Annotated in this window: 20 protein-coding genes; 9 read left to right on the top strand and 11 right to left on the bottom strand. The window is 72.0% G+C overall.

What is annotated here, in order from left to right; all coding sequences use genetic code 11:
• Positions 1-30 precede the first annotated feature (30 nt).
• Together BLW57_RS26085 and BLW57_RS26090 are read left to right on the top strand one after the other, a co-directional pair.
• Positions 31-879 carry an isoprenyl transferase gene (locus BLW57_RS26085; protein WP_093477810.1) on the top strand — a complete coding sequence of 283 codons (849 nt, stop codon included), beginning with the start codon at positions 31-33 and terminating at the stop codon, positions 877-879.
• A gap of 40 nt (positions 880-919) precedes the next feature.
• On the top strand, positions 920-2,245 hold the full coding sequence (locus BLW57_RS26090; RefSeq protein WP_093477811.1) for a histidine-type phosphatase: 1,326 nt from the start codon (positions 920-922) through the stop codon (positions 2,243-2,245).
• 16 nt (positions 2,246-2,261) lie between these two features.
• Here BLW57_RS26090 and BLW57_RS26095 read toward each other — a convergent pair whose 3' ends face one another.
• The 4 genes from BLW57_RS26095 to BLW57_RS26110 all read right to left on the bottom strand — a co-directional run bounded on the left by BLW57_RS26095 (position 2,262) and on the right by BLW57_RS26110 (position 5,383).
• Positions 2,262-2,672, bottom strand: a complete 411-nt coding sequence (locus BLW57_RS26095; protein ID WP_093477813.1) for a Fur family transcriptional regulator — start codon at positions 2,670-2,672, stop codon at positions 2,262-2,264.
• A 61-nt stretch (positions 2,673-2,733) separates the two neighbouring features.
• A complete protein-coding gene (locus BLW57_RS26100; protein WP_093477814.1) occupies positions 2,734-3,636 on the bottom strand; it encodes a metal ABC transporter permease in 903 nt (300 codons plus the stop codon).
• Entirely contained in the window at positions 3,636-4,403 is a 768-nt protein-coding gene (locus tag BLW57_RS26105; protein ID WP_093477816.1) for a metal ABC transporter ATP-binding protein, read from the bottom strand. The genes BLW57_RS26100 and BLW57_RS26105 overlap by 1 nt, the downstream gene beginning before the upstream one ends.
• Before the next feature lie 20 nt (positions 4,404-4,423).
• Positions 4,424-5,383 carry a metal ABC transporter substrate-binding protein gene (locus BLW57_RS26110; protein WP_093477817.1) on the bottom strand — a complete coding sequence of 320 codons (960 nt, stop codon included), beginning with the start codon at positions 5,381-5,383 and terminating at the stop codon, positions 4,424-4,426.
• Between the two features lie 160 nt (positions 5,384-5,543).
• On the opposite strand from BLW57_RS26110, the gene BLW57_RS26115 reads away from it, so the two are divergent.
• Positions 5,544-6,926 (top strand): glycine--tRNA ligase, encoded by a 1,383-nt coding sequence (locus BLW57_RS26115; protein ID WP_093477819.1) that lies wholly within the window; start codon positions 5,544-5,546, stop codon positions 6,924-6,926.
• 82 nt (positions 6,927-7,008) lie between these two features.
• Here BLW57_RS26115 and BLW57_RS26120 read toward each other — a convergent pair whose 3' ends face one another.
• Entirely contained in the window at positions 7,009-8,055 is a 1,047-nt protein-coding gene (locus tag BLW57_RS26120) for a chitinase (RefSeq protein WP_093477820.1), read from the bottom strand.
• Between the two features lie 173 nt (positions 8,056-8,228).
• Here BLW57_RS26120 and BLW57_RS26125 point away from each other — a divergent pair, with 173 nt between their 5' ends.
• Together BLW57_RS26125 and BLW57_RS26130 are read left to right on the top strand one after the other, a co-directional pair.
• Entirely contained in the window at positions 8,229-9,239 is a 1,011-nt protein-coding gene (locus tag BLW57_RS26125; protein ID WP_093477822.1) for an aldo/keto reductase, read from the top strand.
• A 26-nt stretch (positions 9,240-9,265) separates the two neighbouring features.
• Entirely contained in the window at positions 9,266-9,862 is a 597-nt protein-coding gene (locus tag BLW57_RS26130; protein WP_093477823.1) for a TetR/AcrR family transcriptional regulator, read from the top strand.
• 622 nt (positions 9,863-10,484) lie between these two features.
• On the opposite strand, the gene BLW57_RS26135 is transcribed toward BLW57_RS26130, so the two are convergent.
• Positions 10,485-10,709, bottom strand: coding sequence for a hypothetical protein (locus BLW57_RS26135; protein ID WP_093477825.1), 225 nt, complete (start codon positions 10,707-10,709; stop codon positions 10,485-10,487).
• Positions 10,710-10,826: 117 nt separating this feature from the next.
• Positions 10,827-12,257: an MFS transporter gene (locus tag BLW57_RS26140; RefSeq protein WP_093477826.1), complete on the bottom strand. Its 1,431-nt coding sequence runs from the start codon at positions 12,255-12,257 to the stop codon at positions 10,827-10,829.
• 101 nt (positions 12,258-12,358) lie between these two features.
• Between BLW57_RS26140 and BLW57_RS26145 the strand changes: the two genes are divergently transcribed.
• Positions 12,359-13,234, top strand: coding sequence for a helix-turn-helix transcriptional regulator (locus BLW57_RS26145; RefSeq protein WP_093477828.1), 876 nt, complete (start codon positions 12,359-12,361; stop codon positions 13,232-13,234).
• Between the two features lie 16 nt (positions 13,235-13,250).
• Here BLW57_RS26145 and BLW57_RS26150 read toward each other — a convergent pair whose 3' ends face one another.
• Entirely contained in the window at positions 13,251-14,705 is a 1,455-nt protein-coding gene (locus BLW57_RS26150) for an MFS transporter (protein ID WP_093477829.1), read from the bottom strand.
• A gap of 82 nt (positions 14,706-14,787) precedes the next feature.
• Between BLW57_RS26150 and dusB the strand changes: the two genes are divergently transcribed.
• On the top strand, positions 14,788-15,930 hold the full coding sequence (gene dusB / locus BLW57_RS26155; protein WP_093477831.1) for a tRNA dihydrouridine synthase DusB: 1,143 nt from the start codon (positions 14,788-14,790) through the stop codon (positions 15,928-15,930).
• On the opposite strand, the gene BLW57_RS26160 is transcribed toward dusB, so the two are convergent.
• The 3 genes from BLW57_RS26160 to BLW57_RS26170 all read right to left on the bottom strand — a co-directional run bounded on the left by BLW57_RS26160 (position 15,931) and on the right by BLW57_RS26170 (position 21,581).
• Entirely contained in the window at positions 15,931-17,499 is a 1,569-nt protein-coding gene (locus BLW57_RS26160; RefSeq protein ID WP_093480893.1) for an alkaline phosphatase family protein, read from the bottom strand.
• 705 nt (positions 17,500-18,204) lie between these two features.
• Entirely contained in the window at positions 18,205-20,142 is a 1,938-nt protein-coding gene (locus tag BLW57_RS26165) for an amylo-alpha-1,6-glucosidase (protein ID WP_093477832.1), read from the bottom strand.
• Positions 20,139-21,581, bottom strand: a complete 1,443-nt coding sequence (locus tag BLW57_RS26170; RefSeq protein WP_093477834.1) for an MGH1-like glycoside hydrolase domain-containing protein — start codon at positions 21,579-21,581, stop codon at positions 20,139-20,141. The genes BLW57_RS26165 and BLW57_RS26170 overlap by 4 nt, the downstream gene beginning before the upstream one ends.
• A 120-nt stretch (positions 21,582-21,701) precedes the next feature.
• Here BLW57_RS26170 and BLW57_RS26175 point away from each other — a divergent pair, with 120 nt between their 5' ends.
• Entirely contained in the window at positions 21,702-22,931 is a 1,230-nt protein-coding gene (locus BLW57_RS26175; protein WP_176985721.1) for an ROK family transcriptional regulator, read from the top strand.
• 450 nt (positions 22,932-23,381) lie between these two features.
• Positions 23,382-26,102, top strand: coding sequence for a pyruvate, phosphate dikinase (gene ppdK / locus BLW57_RS26180; protein ID WP_093477837.1), 2,721 nt, complete (start codon positions 23,382-23,384; stop codon positions 26,100-26,102).
• Positions 26,103-26,282 lie beyond the last annotated feature (180 nt).

Below are 26,282 nucleotides of genomic sequence, written 5' to 3' on the forward strand. Positions count from 1 at the left end.
TCCTGGATCGCAGAGGGAGACGAGAAGCACATGGTGGTACGCGGGATCCTCGGACGCCAGCGGCGCGACTTCAAGGCGCCGGAGCCGCACCCGTCGGGGGCCCGTGCGCCGAAGCTCCCCGGCGAGCTGGTCCCGAACCACGTGGCGATCGTCATGGACGGCAACGGCCGCTGGGCGAAGGAGCGGGGACTCCCGCGCACCGAGGGGCACAAGGTGGGCGCCGAGCGGGTGCTCGACGTCCTCCAGGGCTCCATCGAGATCGGTGTGCGCAACATCTCCCTGTACGCCTTCTCCACCGAGAACTGGAAGCGTTCGCCCGACGAGGTCCGCTTCCTGATGAACTTCAACCGGGACTTCATCCGCAAGACCCGTGACCAGCTCGACGCCCTCGGCATCCGGGTGCGCTGGGTGGGCCGGATGCCCAAGCTGTGGAAGTCGGTCGCCAAGGAGCTCCAGATCGCCCAGGAGCAGACCAAGGGCAACGACCTGCTCACGCTGTACTTCTGCATGAACTACGGCGGACGGGCCGAGATCGCCGACGCGGCGCAGGCCCTCGCGGAGGACGTGAAGGCGGGCCGCCTCGACCCGTCCAAGGTCAACGAGAAGACGCTCCAGAAGTACCTGTACTACCCGGACATGCCGGACGTCGACCTGTTCCTGCGCCCGAGCGGTGAGCAGCGCACCTCCAACTACCTGCTCTGGCAGAGCGCGTACGCCGAGATGGTGTTCCAGGACGTGCTGTGGCCGGACTTCGACCGGCGCGACCTGTGGCGGGCCTGCATGGAGTTCGCCTCCCGGGACCGGCGCTTCGGCGGGGCCGTCCCGAACGAGGAACTGCTCGCCATGGAAGCCGCCATGAAGGGCGAGTCCACCTCGTAGCCACCGTGGGTTCACGCGGGCCGCCGAGGATGCGGGACTCATGAGACGTCTCACCCCTGTCCTCGCCCTCGGCGCCCTGCTGCTCACCGCGCTGCCCGCGCACGCGGCCGACGGCCCCGCGCACCGCGAGAGCTACGGCACGAAGGCGCCGTACGCGCCCCAGCAGAACCCGCGCACCTACCAGCGGCCCCCGGCCGGTTTCGAGCCCGTCCTCACGGAGAACGTCTCCCGGCACGGCTCCCGTGCCGCGACCGACGGCGAGGACGCCGACCTCGTCCTCGCGCTGTGGGACGAGGCCGAGGCCGCCGGACAACTGACCCGCCGCGGCGAGGAGTTCGGGCCGACGGTCCGCGCCCTGCAGGCCGCCATGGCGAAGGTCGGCTACGGCAACCTCAGCGGGCGCGGGCGGCAGGAGATGCGGGACACCGCCGCGCGCACCGCGCACCGGCTGCCGTCCCTGTTCGCGACGATCGCCGACAAGGGCGAGCGGATCGACGTCGTCAGCTCCGGACAGGGGCGGGCGGTGGACAGCGCGAAGGAGTTCACCGACTCCCTCGCCGCGGCCGACCCGGCGCTGAAGCCGCTGATCGGCCCGACCCGGACCGACAAGGACCTGCTGTACTTCCACAAGGCGGCGGGCGGCGCGGCCTACCGCGACTACATCGAGAACGACCAGCGCCTCAAGGAGACCCTGAGCGGCATTACCGGGCAGCCGAGGACCGGGCGGGCCGCCCGCAGCGTCCTGCGCAGGATCTTCACGGAGCCCTTCGTCGAGGGGATCGGCGACCGGACCGGCGCCGCGCAGGCCGTCTACAACCTGTACGCCATCGCCCCCGCGATGACCGAGGAGAGCCCGGGCGGCGCGGGCTGGGGCATGGAGCGCTTCCTGTCCCGTGCGGACGCGGCGTGGTTCGGCTACCTCGGCGACGCCGAGGACTTCTACGAGAAGGGCCCCGGCTTCGCCGACAGCGACATCACCTACAAGATGGCGGGCGTACTCCTCGACGACCTCTTCGCCCAGGCCGAGGCCAAGCGCGCCGGCACCAGCGACCTCGGTGCCGAACTGCGCTTCACGCACGCCGAGGAGCTCATCCCGCTGGCGGCGCTGATGGGTCTGCCCGGCAGCACGGAGCAGGCGGCGCCGGGGGAGCCGTACTCCTACGCGGACAACCCGTGGCGCGCTGCCTCGGTCGCCCCGCTGGGCGGCAACATCCAGTGGGACGTCTTCCGCAAGGGCGACCGCTACCTGGTCCGCATGCTCTCCAACGAGCGGGAGACGGCGTTCAAGCCGACCTGCCGGCCGATCGAGAGGGGCAGCGCCTTCTACGACCTCGACGAGCTGGAGCGCTGCTTCGGCCGTTCCTGAGCGGCCGCGCGCCGGCTCAACCCGCGGCGCACTCCGCGCAGGTGCCGAAGATCTCGACCGTGTGGGCCACGTTGACGTAGCCGTGTTCCGCGGCGATCGCCTCCGCCCACTTCTCGACGGCGGGGCCCTCGACCTCGACGGCCCTGCCGCAGGCGCGGCAGACCAGGTGGTGGTGGTGTTCCCCGCTGGTGCAGCGGCGGTAGACGGACTCGCCCTCGGACGTGCGCAGGACGTCGACCTCGCCCGCGTCGGCGAGGGACTGCAGGGTGCGGTAGACCGTGGTCAGGCCGACCGAGTCGCCCTTGTGCTTGAGCATGTCGTGCAGTTCCTGCGCGCTGCGGAACTCGTCGACCTCGTCCAGGGCCGCCGCCACGGCTGCGCGCTGGCGGGTCGCGCGACCCTTCACGGGCGGTCCAGCGGTCGTCACCGGTTGCCTCCTCACGTCTGGCGTCTGCCCGGGCCATTGTGCCAGTCCGGGCGGCGCGCGGTCAGACGCCGACCTCGTCCCCGGCCCGCCTGCCGGCCGGAATCGCGCATTCCGCGGGGTCCCCGGCGGGCTGTGCGGCGGCGGCCGCCCGAGCGCGTCGGCGGGCCAGCGGAGCGGCCAGTGCCGTCAGCGCGACGAACGCGGCGATGGTGAGCAGCACGATGGTCGCGCCGGGCGGGACGTCCTGGTAGTACGAGGTGATCGTGCCGCCGACGGTGACGCCCACGCCGATCGCGACGGCGATCGCGAACGTGGCGGCGAAACTCCGGCTGAGCTGCTGGGCCGCGGCCACCGGCACCACCATCAGAGCGGAGACGAGCAGCAGCCCGACCACGCGCATCGCGACCGTCACGGTCACCGCGGCGGTGACCGCCGTCAGCAGGTTCAGCGCGCGCACCGGAAGCCCGGTGACCCGCGCGAACTCCTCGTCCTGGCTGACCGCGAACAGCTGCCGGCGCAGCCCCAGGGTGACGAGCAGGACGATGGCGGCGAGCACGCAGATCGCGTTCACGTCGGACGGTGACACCGTCGACAGCGAGCCGAACAGGTACGACGTCAGGTTGGCGTTGGAGCCGCCCGGCGCGAGGTTGATCAGCATGACACCGCCGGCCATGCCGCCGTAGAAGAGCATGGCGAGGGCGATGTCGCCGCGCGTCCTGCCGTACCAGCGGATCAGCTCCATCAGGACGGCGCCGAGCACCGAGACGGCCGTCGCCATCCACACCGGCGAGGTGGAGAGCAGGAAGCCGAGGCCGACGCCCGTCATGGCCACGTGCCCGATGCCGTCGCCCATCAGGGCCTGGCGGCGCTGGACCAGGTAGATGCCGATCGCGGGCGCGGTGAGGCCGACCAGCACGGCGGCGAGCAGCGCCCGCTGCATGAAGGCGAAGTCGAGGAATTCCATCAGCTCAGCAGTCCCGTGCGGATCGGTTCGGCGCCCGCCGGTGCGTGCGGGTGCACATGGTCGTGGCCGGGCAGGGCGTGCTGGCCGACCGCGCGGGGCGGTGGGCCGTCGTGCAGGACGCAGCCGTCGCGCAGGACGACCGCCCGATCGATCAGGGGCTCCAGCGGGCCCAGTTCGTGCAGCACGAGGAGGACGGTCGTACCGGACGCCACCTGCTGCTCCAGCGTCCGTGCGAGCACCTCCTGGCTGGCCAGGTCGACGCCCGCCATCGGCTCGTCCATGATCAGCAGTTCGGGTTCGGCGACCAGCGCGCGGGCGATCAGCACCCGCTGGTGCTGGCCGCCGGAGAGGGCGTCCGCCGAGTCCTTGGCGCGGTCCGCCATGCCGACCAGCTCCAGGGCCCGGCGCACCGCCTGCCGGTCGCTCCTGCGGAAGACGCCGAAACGGGTGCGCGACAGCCGGCCGGCGGAGACGATCTCGGTCACGGTCGCCGGGACGCCGCCCGCGGCGGTGGTGCGCTGCGGTACGTAGCCCACCCGCGACCAGTCGCGGAAGGACCGGCGCTCGGTGCCGAAGAGTTCGATGCCGCCGCCGCTGACCGGCACCTGGCCGATGATCGTGCGGATCGCCGTGGACTTCCCCGAGCCGTTGGCGCCGAGCAGCGCGACGACCTCGCCGCGGCCGACGGTGAGATCCATGCCGCGCAGCACGGGACGCGCGCCGAGTTCGGCGGTCACCGCGCGCATGGTGATGACGGGCTCGCCCATGGTCCTGCCCTCCGTGCCGGTCATTCGGCGCCCAGTGCCCGCTGGAGCGCCTTGAGGTTGGCCCGCTGGACCGCGAAGTAGTCGGTGCCGCGGGACTTGCCGGTGATGCCCTCGATCGGGTCGAGGACGTCTGTCCTCAGACCCGTGTCGTGCGCGACGGTCTTCGCGGTCTCGTCGCTGACGAGCGTTTCGTAGAAGACGGTGGTGACGCCGTCGGCCCGGGCCATCCGCTCCAGGTCCTTCACGCGCGCGGCGCTGGGCTCCGACTCGGGGTCCAGGCCGTTGACGGCCTCCTCGGTGAGGCCGTAGCGCTCGGCGAGGTAGCCGAAGGCGGCGTGGGTGGTGATGAAGACCTTGTCCGCCGTGTGCGCGAGGCCGTCCCGGAACTGCCGGTCCAGGCCGTTCAGCCGCTCGACCAGCTCGGCGGTGTTCTTCTCGTAGTCGGCGGCGTGCTTCGGGTCGGCCTTGGCGAAGGCGTGGCCGACGCCGCGGGCGACCTGGGCGTAGCGCACCGGGTCGAGCCAGATGTGCGGGTCCTTGCCGCCGGACTCCTCGTCGTCGTGGGAGTCGTGCGTGGCCGCGTGGCCGCCGACCTCGGTGCCGTGGTTCTCCAGCGTGGTCAGCGTGGCAGCGTCGATCTTGGTCCCGACCGGCGACTGGGCCACCGCCCGGTCGACGGCGGGCTGGAGGTTCTTCAGGTACAGGACCGCGTCGGACTTCTCCAGGCCGCCGATCTGCCGGGGGCTGAGCTCCAGGTCGTGCGGTTCCTGGCCGGGAGTGGTGAGACTGGTTACGTGGACGTGGCTGCCGCCGATCCGCTCGGCGAGGAACGTCATCGGGTAGAAGGACGTGACGACGTCGAACTTGCCGGTGCCGGCCGCCGCCGCGCTGTCGCCGGAGCATGCGGTGAGGCTGCCGATCCCGAGTGCGGTGACCGCGCCGACCGCGGCGGCGGGTATGAGGCGTCGTCGTACGTTCATGACAGTCATTTTCAACAAAGATGGAAACCGTTGTCAACAAGCCCTCCGAGGGCCCTGGACCAGGGGCCGATTTGGCCGTGGGGGAGCCTGCGCCGGTAACCTGAATCATTCGCTGGAAGCATCTCGCTTCAACGCCCGTCGTCGTAATGAAGAGAGCACCGTGGCCGCCGACAAGATCGACACCATCGTCAGCCTGAGCAAGCGCCGTGGCTTCGTTTTCCCGTGCAGTGAGATCTACGGCGGACAGCGTGCCGCCTGGGACTACGGACCGCTGGGCGTCGAGCTCAAGGAGAACATCAAGCGCCAGTGGTGGCGCTACATGGTGACGTCGCGCGAGGACGTCGTCGGTATCGACTCGTCCGTCATCCTGGCCTCCGAGGTCTGGGTCGCCTCCGGCCATGTCGCCACTTTCACGGACCCGCTGACCGAGTGCACCTCGTGTCACAAGCGGTTCCGCGCGGACCACCTGGAAGAGGCCTACGAGGAGAAGAAGGGCCACGCCCCGGCGAACGGCCTGGCCGACATCAACTGCCCGAACTGCGGCAACAAGGGCCAGTTCACCGAGCCCAAGCAGTTCTCGGGTCTCCTCTCCACCCACCTCGGCCCGACGCAGGACTCCGGCTCCGTCGCCTACCTGCGCCCCGAGACCGCCCAGGGCATCTTCACCAACTTCGCCCAGGTGCAGACCACCTCGCGCCGCAAGCCGCCCTTCGGCATCGCGCAGATGGGCAAGTCCTTCCGCAACGAGATCACGCCCGGCAACTTCATCTTCCGGACCCGCGAGTTCGAGCAGATGGAGATGGAGTTCTTCGTCAAGCCGGGCGAGGACGAGAAGTGGCAGGAGTACTGGATGGAGCAGCGCTGGAACTGGTACACGGGCCTCGGCCTGCGTACCGAGAACATGCGCTGGTACGAGCACCCGAAGGAGAAGCTCTCCCACTACTCCAAGCGCACCGCCGACATCGAGTACCGCTTCCAGTTCGGCGGCAGCGAGTGGGGCGAGCTCGAGGGTGTCGCCAACCGCACCGACTACGACCTCGGTGCCCACTCCAAGGCGTCCGGCCAGGACCTCTCCTACTTCGACCAGGAGGCCGGCGAGCGCTGGACCCCGTACGTCATCGAGCCCGCGGCCGGTGTCGGCCGCGCGATGCTGGCCTTCCTCCTCGACGCGTACGTCGAGGACGAGGCGCCCAACGCCAAGGGCAAGATGGAGAAGCGCACGGTGCTGCGCCTCGACCACCGTCTCGCGCCGGTGAAGGTCGCGGTGCTGCCGCTGTCCCGCAACCCCGAGCTGTCGCCGAAGGCCAAGGGCCTCGCCCAGGCGCTGCGTCAGAACTGGAACATCGAGTTCGACGACGCCGGTGCCATCGGCCGCCGTTACCGCCGCCAGGACGAGATCGGCACGCCGTTCTGCGTGACCGTCGACTTCGACACCCTCGAGGACAACGCGGTGACCGTCCGCGAGCGTGACTCGATGAAGCAGGAGCGGGTGTCCCTCGACCAGATCGAGGGCTACCTGGCCCAGCGCCTCGTCGGCGCCTAGTTCGCACGGCGGATGCCGGGCGGGCCGATTCGATCGGCGCGCCCGGCATTAGCGTGTCCGCCCCGCTCGTCCGCTCAGTCGCTCAACGGCCCTGAAGGGCCTTCACGTTGTCGCCGAAGGTCCAGTTCTTCGAGCCGTCCCAGTTGACGGACCAGGTCATCAGGCCCTTGAGCGAGCCGCCGTAGTGCTTCCACGCCTGGGAGACCAGTGACGGTGACATGTGGCCGCCGCCCGCGCCCGGCTGGGCGGGCAGGCCCGGCACCTGCTTGTCGTACGGCACCCTGACCGTCGTGCCCTGCACCACCAGGCCCCTGTCCAGACAGTCCGTCTGCGCGGTGAAGCCCTGCACCGTGCCCGCCGCGTACGAGTCGCCCGAGCAGCCGTACATGCTGCCGTTGTAGTACTGCATGTTCAGCCACCACAGCCGGCCGTTGTCCGCGTACTTCTTCACGATCGGCAGGTACGCGCCCCAGATCGAGCCGTAGGTGACGCTGCCGCCGGTGACGTACGCCGTCTCCGGGGCCATCGTCAGGCCGAAGCCGGACGGCATCCGCGCGAGGATCCCGTCGATGATCCGGATCAGGTTCGCCTGCGAGGGGGAGAGCCGGCCGATGCTCCCGCTGCCCACCAGGCCCGTCTCGATGTCGATGTCGATGCCGTCGAAGTTGTACTTCTTCAGGATCGGCACGATCGTCGCCACGAACCGGTCGGCCACGGCGGAGGACGACAGGTCGATGCCGGCCGCGGCACCGCCGATGGAGAGCAGGATCGTCTGCCCGGACGCCTTGGCCCGGCACATCTCGGCGGGCGTGGCCACCTTGACGCCGGCGTCCATGCCGTCCTCCCACAGCGCCGTGCCGTCCGAACGGATCACCGGGAAGGCCGCGTTGAGCACGTTGTAGCCGTGGGCGGGGATGCGCGCGTCGGTGATCGGGGTCCAGCCGAAGGGCGGGTGGACGCCGTTGGCCGAGCCGTCCCAGTTCTCCCAGTAGCCCTGGAGCACCTTGCCGGCCGGCCGGGACTTCACCGCGCAGGTGTCGGCGGCGGAGGCGGGGGCGGCGGCCGGGAGCTGGGTGAGACAGGCCGTGGCGAGCGCGGCGGCGAGCAGGGACAGGGTGCGGCGGAGCATACGGGCCTCCCGGTGGGGGTGCGGTGAGGTGTCGTAGGCATGACAGTTCCGGGGTCGACAGTGCTCGTGGTCCAGACCCCCCGTCAATAGGTCTGGACCAAATCCGGGAGATCGGTAACAGAGATGGAATGACAGATATTGAAATCTGTCAGCTGTCATGGCAGAGTGGAGGCATGACGATGCGAACCCGAACCCTCGGAACCACCGGCCCCCAGGTCTCCGCCCTCGGCCTCGGCTGCATGGGCATGTCCGCGCTGTACGGCGACACCGACCGCGCGGAGTCCGTCGCGACCGTCCACGCCGCCCTGGAGGCGGGCGTCACCCTGCTGGACACCGGCGACTTCTACGCCATGGGGCACAACGAGATGCTGCTCGGCGAGGCCCTGCGCACCGCCCCGCCGACCCGCCGCGAACAGGCGCTGGTCAGCGTGAAGTTCGGCGCCCTGCGCGACCCCGACGGCAACTGGAGCGGCTACGACGGCCGCCCCGCCGCCGTGAAGAACTTCGCCGCCTACTCCCTCCAGCGCCTCGGCGTTGACCACATCGACGTCTACCGGATCGCCCGCCTCGACCCGGACGTACCGATCGAGGAGACCGTCGGCGCGATCGCCGAGCTGATCGAGAAGGGGTACGTCCGCCACGTGGGCCTCAGCGAGGTCGGCGCCGAGACCGTCCGGCGGGCCGCCGCCACCGCCCCGATCGCCGACCTCCAGATCGAGTACTCACTCATCTCCCGCGGCATCGAGCGGGACATCCTGCCCACCACGCGGGAACTGGGCATCGGCATCACCGCGTACGGCGTCCTCTCGCGCGGACTCATCTCCGGCCACTTCTCCCGCGACCGGCAGCTGGCCGCGGGCGACTTCCGCGCCCACTCGCCCCGCTTCCAGGGCGACAACCTCCAGCACAACCTGAACCTGGTCGACGCCCTGCGCAAGATCGCCGAGCAGAAGGGCGTGAGCGTCGCACAGATCGCCATCGCCTGGGTGCTCTCCCGGGGCGAGGACATCGTGCCGCTGGTCGGCGCCCGCACCCGCGAGCGGCTCACCGAGTCGCTGGGCGCGCTGGACGTCACCCTGGAGGCGGCCGACCTCGCGGCGATCGAGGAGGCCGTCCCGGCGGACGCGGCGGCCGGCGACCGCTACCCGACCGCGCAGATGGCACACCTCGACAGCGAGCGCTGAACCGGTCGCCGGGTACGGTCTAGAGCATGGCACCGACCAGCGAGACCCTGACCGCCGAGCGCATCCTCGAAGCGACCGAGGAAGTGCTGCGCCGCCACGGCCCGGCCAAGGCCACCGTGGTCGACGTGGCCCGCGCGCTCGGCGTCAGCCACGGCAGTGTCTACCGGCACTTCCGCACCAAGGCCGCGCTGCGCGAGGCCGTCACCAAGCGCTGGCTGGACCGCACCTCGCTGAAGCTCGCCGGGATCGTCGCCGACGGCGGGAGCCCGCAGGAGCGGCTGCGGTCGTGGCTGGCGGCGCTGTTCGAGGCCAAGCGGCACAAGGCGGGCGACGATCCCGAACTCTTCGCCACCTACACGGTGCTGACCGACGAGAACGGCACGGTCGTCGGCGAGCACATAACCGAGCTGACCGCCCAGCTGACCGGGATCATCGCGGCGGGGGCCGGGTCGGGCGCCTTCTCCGTCGCCGATCCGGCCGCCGCGGCCCGCGCCGTCTTCCAGGCGACCGGCCGCTTCCACGACCCCTGCTACGCGCGGGAGTGGACCGCCCCCGGAATCGACGAGGAGTTCACAGCCGTCGTGGACCTGCTGCTCCGCGGCCTGGGCCCGACGACCCGGTGAGCCTCCTCGCCGGGACGACCGCAGAACCGCGGTGGGGTCGGCGGTCGCCCGCTGGGCCACGGCTTTGAGCCACGGCGGTAAGCGGGTGTTTCGCCGCCGTGGGCCGGGACTTCGCGGCCGTCGGTGATCCGCTGGGCCGCCGCGGCGCCCGTGGCGTCGCTACCGGAGGGCGCTTCTCGGTGGGGCGACCGGCCGGCCGCCGTCGGGTCGGCGGTCGCCCGCTGGGCCACGGCTTTGAGCCACGGCGGTAAGCGGGTGTTTCGCCGCCGTGGGCCGGGACTTCGCGGCCGTCGGTGATCCGCTGGGCCGCTGCGGCGCCCGTGGCGTCGCTACCGGAGGGCGCTTCTCGGTGGGGCGACCGGCCCCCGCCGTCGGGTCGGCGGTCGCCCGGCGCCTCGGTCTTGAGCCACTTCAGGAACGCGCGGCCCGCCGTCGGCGGAGGAGTCACCGGCCGTCGTCGTCCCGTCTGCCCGGGGCCGGGTCCGGTCGGGAGTCCGGCCGCTGGTCGGCGATCGTCGCCGGCCGCGGAGAAGTTCCCGGCCGTCGTCTCGCCTGCCCGCCGCAGGCGTCCGGTCGGGGGCCGCACGTCCGGTGCGTCCGGCGGGCCGGCCGCACCGGATCCTCAGCGGGACGGCTGACGGCCCGCCGTCGGGTCGACCGTCGCCTGGTGGGCCTCGGTCAGGTGCTCCTCGGCCTTCAGCCACGGCAGGAACTGGGCGCCCCGCCGCCAGCCGCACGTGTCGCATCTGATCGTGCGCTGCACCCCCGCGCGCTGCACTCTGACGACGTGCTCCCGCCCGTGCTGGTCCCAGCGGCTGACCTTGCTCGTAGTGCTGGCCCGTGGCATGACGCCTCCCGTCCCCGCGTCCGGCAACCCGACGGCAAGGAGTGTGCAGCAGGACCAACATCAACAGGGTGAGATTCCCGGTGAGTTGCCCAAGCCGTGCCCTCGGCCCACCCCGGCTCAGCCGATGTCGCGGGGCAGCCGCAGGCTGAGCAGGCCCGTCAGCACGGTCCCGGCCAACTGCACCAGCAGCGTGACGACCAGCGCGTTCCGCATGCCCAGATGCGGAACCAGGGTCAGGAACAGCGTGCCGAGCGTGGCCACGCCCAGGGCGAGCGCGGACTGCTGGGTGGTGACCATCACACCGCTGCCGACGCCCGCCCGGGCGGCCGGCACCTCGGACATCACGATCCGCATCACATTGGGCAGTTGCAGCGCCTGCCCGGCACCGGCCACGGCCGCGCCCGGCAGCAGCGACCCGAAGTCCAGGTGCGGCCAGTCCCGCCAGGCGGCCAGCACGATCAGCAGCACACCGACGCCCTGCACGACGGACCCGGCGGTGACCACGCGGGTGCCGTGGCGGGCGATCAGCCGCGGTCCGGCCAGCGAGACGAACAGGAACACCACCGCCATCGGCGCGAGCGCCAGCCCCGCCTGCACCGGCCCCAGCCCGGCGCCCTGCTGCAACGCGAGCGCGATGACGAACATGAACCCGCTGAAACCGATGGAGAACGGCAGGATCAGCAGCAGTCCGCGCCGCAGCGAGGCCAGCGCCAGCAGACTGGGCGGCACCAGCGGGGTCCGGCCCGCCCGGTCCGCCCGCCGTTCCACGGCCCAGAACGCCCCGGCGACGACCGGGAACGCCGCCAGCGACACCCACGTCCACAGCGGCCAGCCCGCCGCCCGGCCCTCGGTGAGCGGAGCGAGCAGCGTCAGCAGGGACAGCGCGAGCAGGACCGTGCCCGGCACGTCCACCGGCTCCGGACGCCGCGACCTGGTCTCCGGCACGTACCGGACGGCGAGCACCAGCCCGGCCGCCACCACGGGCACGTTGACGAGGAAGACCGAGCGCCACCCGGTACCGGCGACATCCGCGGCCACGAGCACCCCGCCCAGGATCTGCCCGGCCACCATGGACAGCCCGGCCGTGGCGCCGTACAGGCTCATCGCCCTGGCCCGGCGCGCACCCGTCGTGGCGGACTGGATGGTGGCGAGCACCTGCGGCAGCATCGCCGCGGCGGACGCGCCCTGCGCGACCCGCGCCGCGACGAGGCCCCAGGCGCCGGGGGCGAGCCCGCAGGCCAGCGAGGTGAGCCCGAACGCCGCCATGCCGCCGAGGAACAGACGACGCCGGCCGAACAGGTCCCCGAGCCGCCCGCCGAGCACCAGCAGCACGGCGTACGCGACCCCGTAACCGGCCACGACCAGCTCCAGCACGGCCTCGCCCGCGGCGAGGTCCGTGCCGATGGCCGGCAGAGCGACATTGACGATGAAGAAGTCGACCAGCGGCAGGGCCGCGGCCAGCAGGACGGTGAACAGTCCTGGCCCGCCGAGCGCGGGCGCGGCGGCCGCCGTCCGGACGGCCTTCGCGGTGGTGACGGTTTCGCTCATGTCCCCGAGCCTGCGCCCCCGCCGAGACGGGTACCAGAGTCTCCTCATCCTGGTACCAGGACCACCTGGCAACAGGATGGTGATCGCGGGACCCTGGACGCATGACGACCCTGTCCCAGGAGCCCGCCGCGCGGCCGACCGCCCGGGGCGCGGAGATCCGCCGGCACGAGCTGGCCGCCTTCCTGCGCAGCCGCCGCGAGCGCATCAAGCCCGAGCAGGTGGGGCTGCCGCGCGGCACCCGCCGCCGTACGCCGGGACTGCGCCGGGAGGAGGTGGCCCAGCTCTCCGCGGTCGGCGTCACCTGGTACACGTGGCTGGAGCAGGCCCGCGACATCCAGGTCTCCGTCCAGGTCCTGGACGCCCTCGCGCGGACCCTGCGGCTGGACGCCGGCGAGCGCGCCCACCTCTTCCAGCTGGCCGGCGCCACCGACCCGTCGCCCGCGGCGAGCTGCCCGAGCGTGACCCCGGCCCTGCGCGAGATGCTGCGCCGGCTGGACCCGATCCCGGCCTGCGTCCAGAACAGCCGGTACGACATCCTCGCCTACAACCGCACCTACGGGCGCCTGCTGGGCGACCTGGACGCGATCCCGCCCGAGGACCGCAACTGCATCCTGCTCGTGTACACCAGCGAGGAGTGGCAGTCGGCGGTCGTGCACCTGGAGCAGACCCAGCGCCTGATGGCCGCCCGGCTGCGCGCCTCCCTGGCCGGCCACCTCGGCGAGCCCGCCTGGAAGATGCTGCTCAGGCGGCTGGAGGAGTCACCGGAGTTCCGCGAGAACTGGGAGCGGTACGAGGTGGTCGCCGGCCGCTCCAGGACCAAGGAGTTCCTCAACCCCCACGTCGGCCGTCTCAGCCTGGAGCACACCGACCTGTGGCTCGGCCCGGAGGCGGGCGCCCGGATGGTGACGTACACCCCGCGCGACGAGGAGACCCGGGAGCGCCTGGAGCGGCTCTACGACCTCGCGCGGGCGGACTGACCGGCGCCGCGCCCGCTCACCGGGCGGCTCGGGACGCCCCCACGACCTCCCGCACCTCCGCCGTCCGAAGCTGCTCGGCCGTGCGCTCGGCGGTGCGGTGGGCCCAGCGGCCGCTGGTCAGCAGGCCGAGGACCAGGACGGCCAGACCGCACACGGTCAGGATCCACCAGCCGGGGCGGGCGGCCGAGACGAACTCCTGCCGGTAGGAGGACGAGCCGATGCCGGCCGCGAGGACGGCGCCGACGACCGCCACACCCAGCGTCTGGCCCAGCTGCCTGCTCGTGGAGGCGACCGCGGCGGCGACCCCGGCCTGGGCGCGTGGCATGCCCGACACCGCCGTGTTGGTGATCGGCGCGTTCACGAAGCCGAAGCCGATGCCGAACAGGACGTACCCGATGAAGAGAGTGGTGTTGGAGGTCTCCGCCTCGAAGGCCGCGAACAGCACCCCGCTCGCCGTCATCGCCGTACCCGCGACGAGGAGAGGCAGCCGCGGACCACGGCTGCCGACCAGCCGGCCGGACAGCGGTGCGCACAGGAACGTCGGCGCGGCCATGGGCAGCATCCACAGCCCCGCGTGCAGGGCGTCGAGACCGCGCACGTTCTGCAGGTACAGGGTGGACAGGAAGAGGAAGCCGCCCAGCGCGGCGAAGGCGCTGACCGCGATCACGGTCGCCCCGCTGAACGGTGCGGAGCGGAAGAAGCGCAGGTCGATGAGGGGTTCGGCGCGCCGGGGTTCGTACCACAGCAGGGCCGGCAGTGCCGCCAGGGCCACCGCCGCGAAGGGCGCCACCGTGGCCGCGCCCGCGTCCGGCGCCTCGATGATCGCGTACGTCAGCGAGCCGAACAGGGCGATCACCAGCAGCTGGCCGACCGGGTCGGGGCGGCGGGCCTTGGGCGCGCGGGACTCGGGCACGAAGCGGAGGGTGAGGAGCAGGGCGGCGAGACCGACCGGCAGGTTGACCCAGAAGATGGCGCGCCAGCTCACCGACTGCACGAGCAGACCCCCGACCAGCGGGCCCGCGGCCATGGAGATGCCGACCACCGCGCCCCACACGCCGATCGCGCGGGCGCGTTCGCGGGAGTCGGTGAACGTGTTGGTGATGATCGACATGGCGACCGGGTTGAGCATCGAGCCGCCCACCGCCTGGATCATCCGGAACACGACGAGCAGTTCCAGGTCGGGTGCCAGGGAGCAGAGCAGGGAGCCGACGGAGAACAGCACCAGGCCGGTCATGAAGACCCGCTTGCGGCCGATGCGGTCGGCCGTGGAACCGGCGAGCATCAGCAGCGAGGCCAGGACGAGCGTGTAGGCGTCGATCGTCCACTGCAGCCCGGAGGTGGTGGCGTGCAGGTCGCGCTGCATCGAGGGCAGCGCCACGTTCAGCGCGGTGTTGTCGAGGCTCACGATCAGCAGGCTCATGCAGCAGATCGCGAGCACCAGCATGCGTCGGCGGTGACTCAACTCGGGCATGCGTTGCATCCTACGTCTGCTTCGATAGTGCGTCTAACTAATGAGTGGTACATGATCTTTGTCGATGGGTGACAATGGGGCAATGCCCACGCCCGAGTCCCCCTTGCAGATCGGCCCGCACACCGTGCGGCCGCCCGTCGTGCTCGCACCCATGGCGGGTATCACGAACGCGCCCTTCCGCACCCTGTGCCGGGAGTTCAGCGGCGGCAAGGGCCTGTTCGTCAGCGAGATGATCACGACCCGGGCGCTGGTCGAGCGCAACGAGAAGACCATGCAACTGATCAGGTTCGACGCGAGCGAGCGGCCGCGTTCGATCCAGCTGTACGGCGTCGACCCGGCGACCGTCGGCAAGGCCGTCCGCATGATCGCGGAGGAGGACCTGGCCGACCACATCGACCTGAACTTCGGCTGCCCCGTTCCCAAGGTCACCCGCAAGGGCGGCGGCTCCGCCCTGCCCTACAAGCGGAACCTGCTCCGGGCGATCCTGCGCGAGGCGGTCGCGGGCGCCGGCGACCTCCCGGTGACCATGAAGATGCGCAAGGGCATCGACGACGACCACATCACCTTCCTCGACGCGGGCCGCATCGCCGTCGAGGAGGGCGTCACGGCCATCGCCCTGCACGGCCGCACCGCCGCCCAGCACTACGGCGGCACCGCCGACTGGGACGCCATCGCCCGCTTGAAGGAGCACGTCCCGGAGATCCCCGTGCTCGGCAACGGCGACATCTGGTGCGCGGAGGACGCGCTGCGGATGGTGCGCGAGACGGGCTGCGACGGGGTCGTCGTGGGCCGCGGCTGCCTGGGCCGCCCGTGGCTGTTCGCCGACCTGGTGGCCGCGTTCGAGGGCCGGCCCGGCGACGTCGCCCGGCCCGCCCTGCGCGAGGTGGCCGACGTCATGGTGCGGCACGCCACCCTGCTCGGCGAGTGGGCCGGCGACGAGTCCAAGGGCGTGGTCGACTTCCGCAAGCACGTCGCCTGGTACCTCAAGGGCTTCGCCGTCGGCTCCGAGATGCGCAAGCGGCTCGCGATCACCTCCTCGCTGGAGGCACTGCGGGCCGGCCTGGACGAGCTGGACCTCGACCAGGCCTGGCCGGCCGGCGCGGACGGGCCCCGCGGGCGCACCTCCGGCAACAACCGCGTCGTGCTGCCGGACGGCTGGCTGAAGGACCCGTACGACTGCGCGGGCGTCGGCGAGGACGCCGAGCTCGACACCTCGGGCGGCTGATCAGCCCTTCCTGGGGTGCGGGGTCGAGCCGTACGCCGTCAGGAAGCGGTCGCGGAAGGAGCTCATCTTCCACACCGGCGCGTCGTGGGCCGGACGCAGACCGTCCGTCCAGTGCCAGTCGGCGACCTTGTCGAGCACCCGGGGATCCTTGGCGACGATCGAGACCGGCACGTCACGGCTGGCGTGGTTGCCGCTGACCCGGGCGATCGGCTGGTGGTCGCCGAGGAACACCAGCACGGTGTCCTCGGTGCCGTAGCGCTCCAGCCACTCGGTCAGCGCGGTCACCGAGTACTGCACCGACTTGCCGTACTCCTCGCGGGACTTGGTGGTGTCGGCGATGACGTCGGCCGGGTCGTTGCCCGCCGCCTCGATGCCCTTGAAGACCGAGCCGTCGCCCAGCTGGTCCCAGCCCACCATCTTCGGGATGGGCGCCCACGGCTGGTGGCTGGAGGTCAGGATGAGCAGCGACATCCGGGACTTGCCGCCGGCCGGCCGCTTGCTGTGCACCCGCTCCTGGTACTGCTGGAGCGCGTACTGGTCGGGCATGGTGGACCAGCTGAACTTCGGTCCCTTGTAGCCCAGCTGGAAGGCGTTGTACACCTTGCCGAGGCCGTACCACTTCTGCTCCGGCCAGCCCTTCTGCACACCGGGCATCACGCCGACCGTGTCGAACGCGCCGGTCCGCTCGAACGCGTCCGTCAGGCTCATGTGGTCGCTCGCCATGACGGTCCGGTAGCGCTGCTGGTTGCTGATCCACAGCCCCGACATGGTGGTGGAGTGGCCGAGCCAGCTGCTGCCGCCGTAGGTAGCCGAGGTCAGCCAGCCGCTCTTGGCGTGGAAGCCCGCCGCGGCCAGGGCCTTGGTACGGACGTCGAGGGTCCTGTCCACGCCGGGCGCCATGATCGGGTCCTCGATCGCGCTGCGGCCGTAGGACTCGATGAACGTGAAGATCATGTCCTTGCCGCGCAGGTCCGGGACGAGCTGGCTGCCCGGGGTGTTCCCGAAGGCGTCGACCCGGGCCACCTTCCGGAACTCCGCCTCGTCCCTGAGGGTGTCCGAGACGCGCCGGGCCTGGACCTTCAGCGCGGTGGCCGTCCGGTCGGAGGCGAGCGGCACGCCCGACACCTGGAGGCCCAGGGACGTACAGGTGATCCAGACGACCCCGGCGATCAGCGTGCCCCGGGTCGCGGTGCCGGTGTGCCGGGCGAGCAGGTTGCTCAGCCGGACCGTGGACAGCGCCAGCAGGACGAAGAGGAGGAGCACCAGGGCGATCACGCCGGCCACGGCCGCCAGGGTGGCGGTACGGCCGAGGGAGTCCTCCAGGTACGACTCCGCGTCGGTCAGCAGGCTCCAGTCGAGGACGAGGTTGAAACTGCGGCCCAGGTACTGGTTGAAGCCCATGTCGAGCGCGTTGAGCAGGGTCATGGCGCCGAGCGCGACCCCGGACACCGCCGCCAGCACCACCCGGGGCCGGCGCGGCAGCGCGAGCATCACCGCCGCGCCGATCACGGCTTCCCCCGGTATCCGCAGGAACTTGGCGGGCCCCAGGTTCACGACGCTGTTGGGCATCACGAGCGCGGCGACCACGAGGACGGCGGCCAGCACGGTGACCGTGACCGACAGGGCCCGGGCGCCCGCGGGGTGCCGCTCCCGCCACCGCCCCGCCCACGCGGACCAGACCTTCCAGGGCCACCGGACGGACCGCCGGGCGGGCCGCGCGGTGTCGGCCGCGGCCGGGTCGGCCTCCGGTGCGGGGGCGGCGGGCGCGGGGCCGGGTTCTGACGCCCGGTCGGGTTCCGGCGCCGGGCCCGCGTCCGAGCCGTGCGCCTCGGGGTCCGGCACCTCGGCCTTCGTCACCTCGGCTTCCGCCGCCTCCGGTTCCCGCAGCTCCGGTGCTCGCGGTTCCGGTTCCGTCGACTCCGCCTCCGTGGACTCCGCTTCCCACGAGGCCGGTTCGGCCACCTCCGGCTCCGCCGTCTCCGGTTCGGCCGTCTCGCGCGGGGCCCGCTCCGGCTCCCGCTGCTCCGGGACCGCCGCCTTCGCCTCCGCCTCCTCGGCCGGTGCCGGGCCCGGCGCCCCGGGTTCCGTTTCCTCGCGGCGAGGCCCCGCGGCCGTACTGGATGGCTGGCGCGTGCTCGTGTGCTGAGGCAACCCGGAGGTCCTTCCGTGCGAGACCCTTGATGTCCTCCCGTACGGCCACCTCAGGGCCCCTGTTCACACCCCCGGGCAAACAGCTGGCAAACGCTCACCGGGCCGGACGGCGGCCCGGCGCGCCTACGTTCCGCCCACCGCCGTGAGCAGCGCGAGCGGTGCCGCGGCCGAGCGGGACGCCCGGACACAGGCGTGCGGACAGGGGACCGGTTCCGGATGGGTGTCGCGGCCGTATCCCGCCAGTACTTCCGGCAGCCGGTGCCCGCCCGCCGTCGCCGCGTCGACCAGCGCGTGCGCGACCGTACGGGCCTCGTCGTGCAGTCCGTAGCGGGCCAGGCCGAGCGTGATCAGCGCGTTGTCGTGCGGCCAGACCGAGCCGCGATGGCGGGAGAGCGGATGGTACGCCGGCTGCCCGGCGGCGAGTGTGCGGACGCCCCAGCCGGAGAAGAAGTCCGGTTCGAGCAGCCGCCGGCCGACCACCTCGCCGTACTCCTTGTCCAGCAGCCCCGACCACAGCAGATGCCCGGCGTCGGACGCCAACGCGTCGATCCGGCGGCCCTCGGCGTCCAGCGCGAGCGCCGGGAAGGAGTGCTCGCCCATCCAGAAGTCCCGCTGGAAGCGGTCCCTGAGGTCGGCCGCCGCCTGCTCCAGCAGCGCCGCGTAGGTCTCGTCGGCCCATACCGTGCGCGCCAGCCAGGCCGTACGGCGCAGCGCGTCGTACGCGTAGCCCTGGGCGCCCGCCGCCATGACCGCCCCGGTGGGCCGGGTGCCGTCGGCGCAGCAGATCGCGTCGGGGGAGTCCTTCCAGTTCTGGTTGGCGAGACCGCCCTCGTCGGCGCGGTGGACGAGGTAGCCGCGCGTGGTCAGGCCGCCGTGGTCGAGCATCCAGCCGACGGCGGCCCGGGCGTGCGGCTCCAGGCGGCGGGCCGGCGCCGGGTCGGAGGTGCGCTCGGTGTACGCGCCCAGCAGGACGAGGAAGAGCGGGGTGGCGTCGACCGAGCCGTAGTAACGCCCGTACGGCACCTGCCCGAAGTGCGCCAGCTCACCGTGCCGCACCTCGTGCACGATCTTGCCCGGCTGGGCGCCCCGGGCCCCGCCGGTGCCGGTCGCCTGGGTGGCGGCGAGCGCGTGCAGCGTGGCGGCGGCCGGCCGGGGCCGGAACGGCAGTGCGAACAGGGACGTGAGCAGGGCGTCCCGGGCGAGAAGGGTGAGGAACCAGGGGGCGCCGCCGGCCTGTACACGCAGCTCCTCGCCGTCGGGCCCGGTGGCCGGCACCTGGAGCGCGGCAAGGTCGGCGAGCCCCCGGGCACAGGCCGCCGCCAGTTCCGGCCAGCCGGTCGGGAAGGCCACACCCTCCATGAACTCGCCCTCTGCGGCGAGGAGCTGGTCCCGCACGGCGGCCGGGTCGCGGGGCACCCGCAGGGCGCGCCGCTCGCCGTGCGGGCGGGCGATCACCCGCAGCACCAGCCGTGCCGTGCCGTGCGGTTCCAGTTCGAGGGTCCACACCAGGCGCCGGGCACCGGTGCCCGTCTCCTCCACGGCCTCCGGGGCCGGGCCGGCCGTGATGGTCGTACAGGACCGCCACTCGGCGCGCCGGTAGGTGAACTCGATCCCGTCGTCCAGCACCTGGCGGGATCGCAGGGCGCCGGGCTTGGCGTAGGTGCGGTGGTCGGAGCGGAGTTCGAACTGGTCGGTGAAGTCGGCGTCGACGGTGAGGGCGAGCCGGATCGTCGTGGGCACGGGGCGATTGCTGGTCACCCGCAGCGACTCCACGAACGAGCTGTCGCCGACGGCCTGTTCACGGAAGACGGTGTACGCCGGGGGCTCCTGCCGGCCGCCGCGCGGCACCAGCGCGCAGCGGCTGGCGTCCCCGTCCGGGACGGGGCGCAGCACCTCGGGCACCGCGCCGTCGACGGTGAGCTGCCAGCGGCTCAGGTGCCGGGCGTCCCGGACGAACCACCCGTCCGGGGAACTGCCGCCCCGGACACCGCTGATGTCGCCCCGGTCGTCCACGGCGGCGAACGTCGCCCCGTGCACGAGCAGATGATGCCGGTCCGTCATCCCCGGTCTCCTCCTTCGTCACTCCTGGCGAACGTGGCGGTGCCCGTCGGGGACACGCCCTGTGCGGGGTGCTTGAGAAGCTCTTGGTACAGGTCCAGGGCGAGTGCCGCGGTCCAGGAGAAGCCGGTCGCGCCGCAGGCCTCGCCGGTGTACGGGTCGGCGTACTCCGCGAAGCCGGTGGCGCCGGCCAGCTCGACGACCGCCGCGCGCAGGGCGTCGGCCTGGTCCGTCTCGCCGTGCGTGCGCAGTCCGCGCTCCACCAGCCAGCTCATGTTGAACCAGGCCGGGCCGCGCCAGTACCGGTGCGGGTCGAAGGTCTCGGCGAGCAGGTCGTGGCTGGGCACCAGCCGGGTGCGGTCGCCGAGCGAGAAGTGCGGTCCGCGCAGGGTGCGGACGAGAGCGGCGGCGATGTCCCGGGGCAGGTCCGGCAGCAGCAGTGGGATCAGCCCCGTCACGCCGCGCTCGTGGACGGCCGCCCCGCCGGCCCGCAGGTCCCGGCACAGGAACAGGCCGGCCGCCGGCTCCCACAGCCGCTCCACCAGGGCCCCCGTCAGCCGCTCGGCGCGGGCCCGCCGGGCGGTGCCGGCCGCGCCCAGCTCCTCGGCGATCCGGGCCAGCGCGTGCTCGGAGGCGATGAGGAGGGCGTTGAACGCCGGGTCCTCCACGGCGAACTGCCCGCTGCCGTCCGCATAGCCGGCGTCCCGGTAGTCGGCGGCCAGCCGTACGTACCGCCCGTAGTCCAGATCCGTCGGCCGGTCCTCGGGCGCGCCGTGGTCGAGGTCGGCACGGCGGTAGGAACGGGCCGGAGCCGGGGTGATCCGGCCGAGCGGGGCGTCCCAGCAGGGGCTGTTGTCCATGCCCTGCTCCCACGGATGGACCACGGACACCAGCCCGCCGCCGCCCAGGTCGCGCCGGTGCAGCAGATACCGGTGCCAGGCGGCCAGCCGCGGGTACACCCGGGCCAGGAAGCCCCGGGCCCGGGACAGTCCGGGGTCGGCGCGGTGCACGAGCCAGGCCGCCAGGGCGTGCACCGGTGGCTGCACGATGCCGGACGTCTGTACGGTGCGCGGGGCGCCGGCGGCGCTGCCCGCGGTCGTGGAGCGCCAGAAGTCGGGGCTGGGGAAATAGGCGTCGAGCGGTACGGAGGGGTTGAACACGATGTGCGGGACGCGCCCGTCGCCCCACTGGGCCGCCAGCAGCGTCTCCAGCTCGGTCTGGGCCCGCAGCGGCGACACGTGCCGCAGGCCGATCGCGATGAACGCCGAGTCCCAGGACCACTGGTGCGGATACAGGCTCCGGGAGGGGACCGTCGAGGTGCCCGTCCAGTTCGCCGCGAGCACCCGGGCGGCCCCGGCCTGCGGGGACGTGTCGGAGAGCGGGGGATCGTATGCGACGTCGAGTCGTGTGGGGCGGGCGGTGAGCTGGGCAGTGCGATCCACTCGGGGCTCCCCGAAGACGTCCGGCCGACCGGGTTTGGTGGTGGCTACCGCAGGGTTACGTCTATTTAACACGCAAAACTCACTATGTAATGCAGGCTTGAGGAACACAAGGGGGTGCGTATGACGGGACGTCCGGGAAGAACCGGGACAACCCCCAGGGGCGGCGGTCAGGCCGGCGCCGGCGATCTGCTCGAACTGGTGCGCAGCGGACGGGCCGTGACCCGTGGTGCGCTGCAGGAGGCGACCGGACTCTCCCGTGCCACCGTCGGTCAGCGCCTCGACCGGCTGTTCCGGGCCGGCTGGCTGCGGGAGGGCGCCGGCGGCCCCGTCGGCTCGCCGCTCGGTGGACGCCCCGCCGTCACCCTGGAGTTCGACGACTCCCACGCCGTGGTCCTCGTCGCCGACCTCGACACCCGGCACGCCCGCGCGGCCGTCCTCACCCTGACCGGCGAGCTCCTGGCCGAGGACTCCGGCGCGCTGGTGGTGGAGCACGGTCCGGAGGCGGTGCTCGGCGAACTCGGGCGCCGGTTCGCCGACCTGCTGACCAAGGCCGGCCGGCCGGCGGCGGCGGTCTGCGGGATCGGGCTCGCGGTGCCGGGCCCGGTGGACAGCGAGACCGGCCGGGTCGTGCAGCCCCCGATCATGCCGGGCTGGGACGGCTACGACATACGGGGCCGGCTCTCCCGTGCCTTCACCGAGCACACCGGCACCCCGGCGGTCCCCGTCCTGGTCGACAACGACGCCAACCTCATGGCGTACGGCGAACAGCGCACCGGCCACCCGGACTGCTCGGCCCTCGTCCTCGTCAAGGTGTCGACCGGCATCGGCGCCGGAGTGGTCGTGGGCGGCTCGATCTACCGGGGCGTCGACGGCGGCGCGGGCGACATCGGGCACGTCCGGGTCGGCGCGGACGCGCTGTGCCGGTGCGGCTCGTACGGCTGCCTCGCGGCCGTCGCGAGCGGGGGCGCCGTGGCCCGGCGGCTGGCCGAGTCCGGGGTGCCGGCCGCGTCCGGGTCGGACGTACGGGACCTGCTGGCCGCGGGACACCCGGAGGCCGCCGCACTGGCCCGGGAGGCCGGGCGCCGGGTCGGGGACGTGCTGGCGACGGTCGTGACCCTGCTCAACCCGGGCGTGCTGATGATCGCCGGCGATCTGGCCGGCACCCCCTTCCTCACGGGGGTGCGCGAGCTGCTCTACCAGCGGGCCCTGCCGCGCTCCACGGCCCACCTGGAAGTCGTCACCTCCCGGCTGGGGGAGCGGGCCGCGCTCATCGGAGCGGGGGCGCTGGTCGTGGAGCACCTCTACGCACCGGCGCGGGTGGAGGAGCGGCTGGCGGCCATGGGCGTGTGACCGGGCCCGGCCACGTCCGGGGGCCGCCTGTGACAGGCGTGTTTGCCCTCCGTTTCCGTCCCGGATCCGCGTCCGCATGGTGAAATCCGGGCCGCTGTGGCAGCGTGATTCTCGCCACCCTTGATAAGGGTTGCGCTCAGATGAGCGGATCAAGCACGGCTGCACTTCTCCAAGGGGTGGCACTCGGTGCCACCCCCTGATCGTTCATCGAGCGAAATCAGTCGTGCCGAGTGTCGCTCAGATGAGCGGAATAAGGCCCCTTCCGGGGCGTGCGCGTTCAAGAAGTGAAAACATCAGCTCGTCTTGGCTTGTCAAGCTTTGACTTTCGATCCACTGGCGGACGGGTGGTTACAGGCGCATGACGCACAAGTAGACGTACCCATGGACCTTCGATCTGGGTATGTTCCTCGCCGTCAGGGCAGCCACCGTGGCCTCAAGGAGTCGAGACCCGTGTCGGAAAACAAAGAACCCCACGTAGCGAAGTTCGTTTACGACTTCACCGAGGGCAACAAGGACCTCAAGGACCTCCTCGGTGGCAAGGGTGCCAACCTCGCCGAGATGACCAACCTCGGTCTTCCGGTCCCTCCCGGCTTCACCATCACCACGGAGGCCTGCAAGGTCTACCTGGAGAGCGGTGAGGAGCCCGCGGCACTGCGTGACGAGGTGAGTGCGCACCTCGACGCCCTCGAGCAGGCGATGGGCAAGAAGCTCGGCCAGGCCGACGACCCCCTCCTGGTCTCCGTCCGCTCGGGCGCCAAGTTCTCCATGCCCGGCATGATGGACACGGTCCTGAACATCGGCCTGTCCGACAAGTCGGTGCAGGGCCTGGCCAAGCAGGCGGGCGACGACCGCTTCGCGTGGGACTCCTACCGCCGGCTCATCCAGATGTTCGGCAAGACCGTCCTCGGCGTCGACGGCGAGCTCTTCGAGGAGGCCCTCGACAAGGCCAAGGAGGCCAAGAAGGTCACGGTCGACACCGACCTCGAGGCCGCCGACCTGAAGAAGCTGGTCACCGCCTTCAAGAAGATCGTCAAGAAGGAGGCCGGCCGGGACTTCCCGCAGGACCCGCGCGAGCAGATGGACCTCGCCATCAAGGCGGTCTTCGACTCCTGGAACACCGACCGCGCCAAGCTCTACCGCCGCCAGGAGCGCATCCCCGGCGACCTGGGCACGGCCGTCAACGTCTGCTCGATGGTCTTCGGCAACCTCGGCCCCGACTCCGGCACCGGTGTCGCCTTCACCCGCGACCCCGCCTCCGGCCACCAGGGCGTCTACGGCGACTACCTGCAGAACGCGCAGGGCGAGGACGTCGTGGCGGGCATCCGCAACACGGTTCCGCTGGCGGAGCTGGAGCAGATCGACAAGAAGTCGTACGACCAGCTCATGCAGATCATGGAGACCCTGGAGAACCACTACAAGGATCTCTGCGACATCGAGTTCACCATCGAGCGCGGCCAGCTCTGGATGCTCCAGACCCGAGTCGGCAAGCGCACCGCCGGTGCCGCCTTCCGCATCGCCACGCAGCTGGTGGACCAGGGCCTCATCGACGAGACCGAGGCCCTCCAGCGGGTGACGGGCGCCCAGCTCGCGCAGCTGATGTTCCCGCGCTTCGACGAGCAGGCGAAGGTCGAGCAGGTCGCCCGTGGCATCGCGGCCTCGCCGGGCGCGGCGGTCGGCAAGGCCGTCTTCGACTCGTACACGGCGGTGAAGTGGTCCCGCTCGGGCGAGAAGGTCATCCTCGTCCGCCGGGAGACCAACCCCGACGACCTGGACGGCATGATCGCGGCCGAGGGCATCCTGACCTCGCGCGGCGGCAAGACCTCCCACGCGGCCGTCGTCGCCCGCGGCATGGGCAAGACCTGTGTCTGCGGCGCCGAGGAGCTGGAGGTCGACACCAAGCGCCGCCGGATGACGGTCCCGGGCGGCCACGTGGTCGAAGAGGGCGACGTCATCTCCATCGACGGCTCCTCGGGCAAGGTCTACCTGGGCGAGGTCCCGGTCGTGCCATCCCCGGTCGTGGAGTACTTCGAGGGCCGGATGCACCCGGGCGCCGACGACGCCGACGAGCTGGTCGAGGCCGTCCACCGCATGATGGCCTTCGCCGACCGCAAGCGCCGGCTGCGCGTGCGCGCCAACGCCGACAACGCCGAGGACGCGCTGCGCGCCCGTCGCTTCGGCGCCCAGGGCATCGGCCTGTGCCGCACCGAGCACATGTTCCTCGGCGACCGCCGCGAGCTGGTCGAGCGCCTGATCCTGGCGGACACGCAGGAGGAGCGCGAGGACTCCCTGAAGTCCCTGCTGCCGCTGCAGAAGACCGACTTCGTCGAGCTCTTCGAGGCGATGGACGGCCTGCCGGTCACCATCCGCCTCCTCGACCCGCCGCTGCACGAGTTCCTGCCCGACATCACCGAGCTGTCGGTCCGGGTGGCCCTCGCCGAGTCCCGCCAGGAGCCGCACGAGAACGACCTGCGGCTGCTCCAGGCGGTCCACCGCCTGCACGAGCAGAACCCGATGCTGGGTCTGCGCGGTGTGCGCCTCGGGCTCGTGATCCCCGGCCTGTTCACGATGCAGGTCCGCGCGATCGCCGAGGCCGCGGCCGAGCGCAAGGCGGCCAAGGGCGACCCGCGCGCCGAGATCATGATCCCGCTCGTCGGCACGGTCCAGGAGCTGGAGATCGTCCGCGAGGAGGCCGACAGGGTCATCGCCGAGGTCCAGGCGGCGACCGGCACGGAGCTGAAGCTGGCGATCGGCACGATGATCGAGCTGCCGCGCGCCGCCCTCACGGCGGGCCAGATCGCGGAGGCGGCCGAGTTCTTCAGCTTCGGCACGAACGACCTGACGCAGACGGTGTGGGGCTTCAGCCGGGACGACGTGGAGGCCAGCTTCTTCACGGCCTACCTGGAGAAGGGCATCTTCGGTGTCAGCCCCTTCGAGACGATCGACCGCGACGGCGTCGGCTCCCTGGTGAAGCTGGCGGCGGAAGCCGGCCGGCGCACCCGTCCCGACCTCAAGCTCGGCGTCTGCGGCGAGCACGGCGGTGACCCGGAGTCGGTCCACTTCTTCCACGAGGTCGGACTCGACTACGTCTCCTGCTCCCCGTTCCGCATCCCGGTCGCCCGCCTGGAGGCCGGCCGCGCGGCGACGCAGTCGGAGGGCAGCGACCACCGCTAGGCCTCACGGCCACCGAACCCCGGAGCCGCCGTCGGTCCCCGACCCTCAGACCGATCGGCGGCGGCTCCGGCGCACGAGAAGAGGGGCGGCACCCTGTGCGGGGGTGCCGCCCCTTCGGGCGTCGTGTGCGGAGCCTGTCAAGCTAGGCGTTGACCAGGCAAGATGGTGTTTGCTGACGTT

Origin of the sequence: Streptomyces sp. 1222.5 (assembly GCF_900105245.1) — a bacterium.
In the GTDB taxonomy this organism is placed as follows: domain Bacteria; phylum Actinomycetota; class Actinomycetes; order Streptomycetales; family Streptomycetaceae; genus Streptomyces; species Streptomyces albidocamelliae.

What these genes read in the sequence shown, in the direction of transcription:
- BLW57_RS26085 (WP_093477810.1), top strand. Translation starts at nt 31, where the DNA reads ATGGTGGTACGCGGGATCCTCGGACGCCAGCGGCGCGACTTCAAGGCG.
- BLW57_RS26090 (WP_093477811.1), top strand. Translation starts at nt 920, where the DNA reads ATGAGACGTCTCACCCCTGTCCTCGCCCTCGGCGCCCTGCTGCTCACC.
- BLW57_RS26100 (WP_093477814.1), bottom strand. Translation starts at nt 3,636, where the DNA reads ATGGAATTCCTCGACTTCGCCTTCATGCAGCGGGCGCTGCTCGCCGCC.
- BLW57_RS26105 (WP_093477816.1), bottom strand. Translation starts at nt 4,403, where the DNA reads ATGGGCGAGCCCGTCATCACCATGCGCGCGGTGACCGCCGAACTCGGC.
- BLW57_RS26110 (WP_093477817.1), bottom strand. Translation starts at nt 5,383, where the DNA reads ATGAACGTACGACGACGCCTCATACCCGCCGCCGCGGTCGGCGCGGTC.
- BLW57_RS26120 (WP_093477820.1), bottom strand. Translation starts at nt 8,055, where the DNA reads ATGCTCCGCCGCACCCTGTCCCTGCTCGCCGCCGCGCTCGCCACGGCC.
- BLW57_RS26125 (WP_093477822.1), top strand. Translation starts at nt 8,229, where the DNA reads ATGACGATGCGAACCCGAACCCTCGGAACCACCGGCCCCCAGGTCTCC.
- BLW57_RS26130 (WP_093477823.1), top strand. Translation starts at nt 9,266, where the DNA reads ATGGCACCGACCAGCGAGACCCTGACCGCCGAGCGCATCCTCGAAGCG.
- BLW57_RS26135 (WP_093477825.1), bottom strand. Translation starts at nt 10,709, where the DNA reads ATGCCACGGGCCAGCACTACGAGCAAGGTCAGCCGCTGGGACCAGCAC.
- BLW57_RS26140 (WP_093477826.1), bottom strand. Translation starts at nt 12,257, where the DNA reads ATGAGCGAAACCGTCACCACCGCGAAGGCCGTCCGGACGGCGGCCGCC.
- BLW57_RS26145 (WP_093477828.1), top strand. Translation starts at nt 12,359, where the DNA reads ATGACGACCCTGTCCCAGGAGCCCGCCGCGCGGCCGACCGCCCGGGGC.
- BLW57_RS26150 (WP_093477829.1), bottom strand. Translation starts at nt 14,705, where the DNA reads ATGCCCGAGTTGAGTCACCGCCGACGCATGCTGGTGCTCGCGATCTGC.
- dusB (WP_093477831.1), top strand. Translation starts at nt 14,788, where the DNA reads ATGCCCACGCCCGAGTCCCCCTTGCAGATCGGCCCGCACACCGTGCGG.
- BLW57_RS26160 (WP_093480893.1), bottom strand. Translation starts at nt 17,499, where the DNA reads ATGCCCAACAGCGTCGTGAACCTGGGGCCCGCCAAGTTCCTGCGGATA.
- BLW57_RS26165 (WP_093477832.1), bottom strand. Translation starts at nt 20,142, where the DNA reads ATGACGGACCGGCATCATCTGCTCGTGCACGGGGCGACGTTCGCCGCC.
- BLW57_RS26175 (WP_176985721.1), top strand. Translation starts at nt 21,702, where the DNA reads ATGACGGGACGTCCGGGAAGAACCGGGACAACCCCCAGGGGCGGCGGT.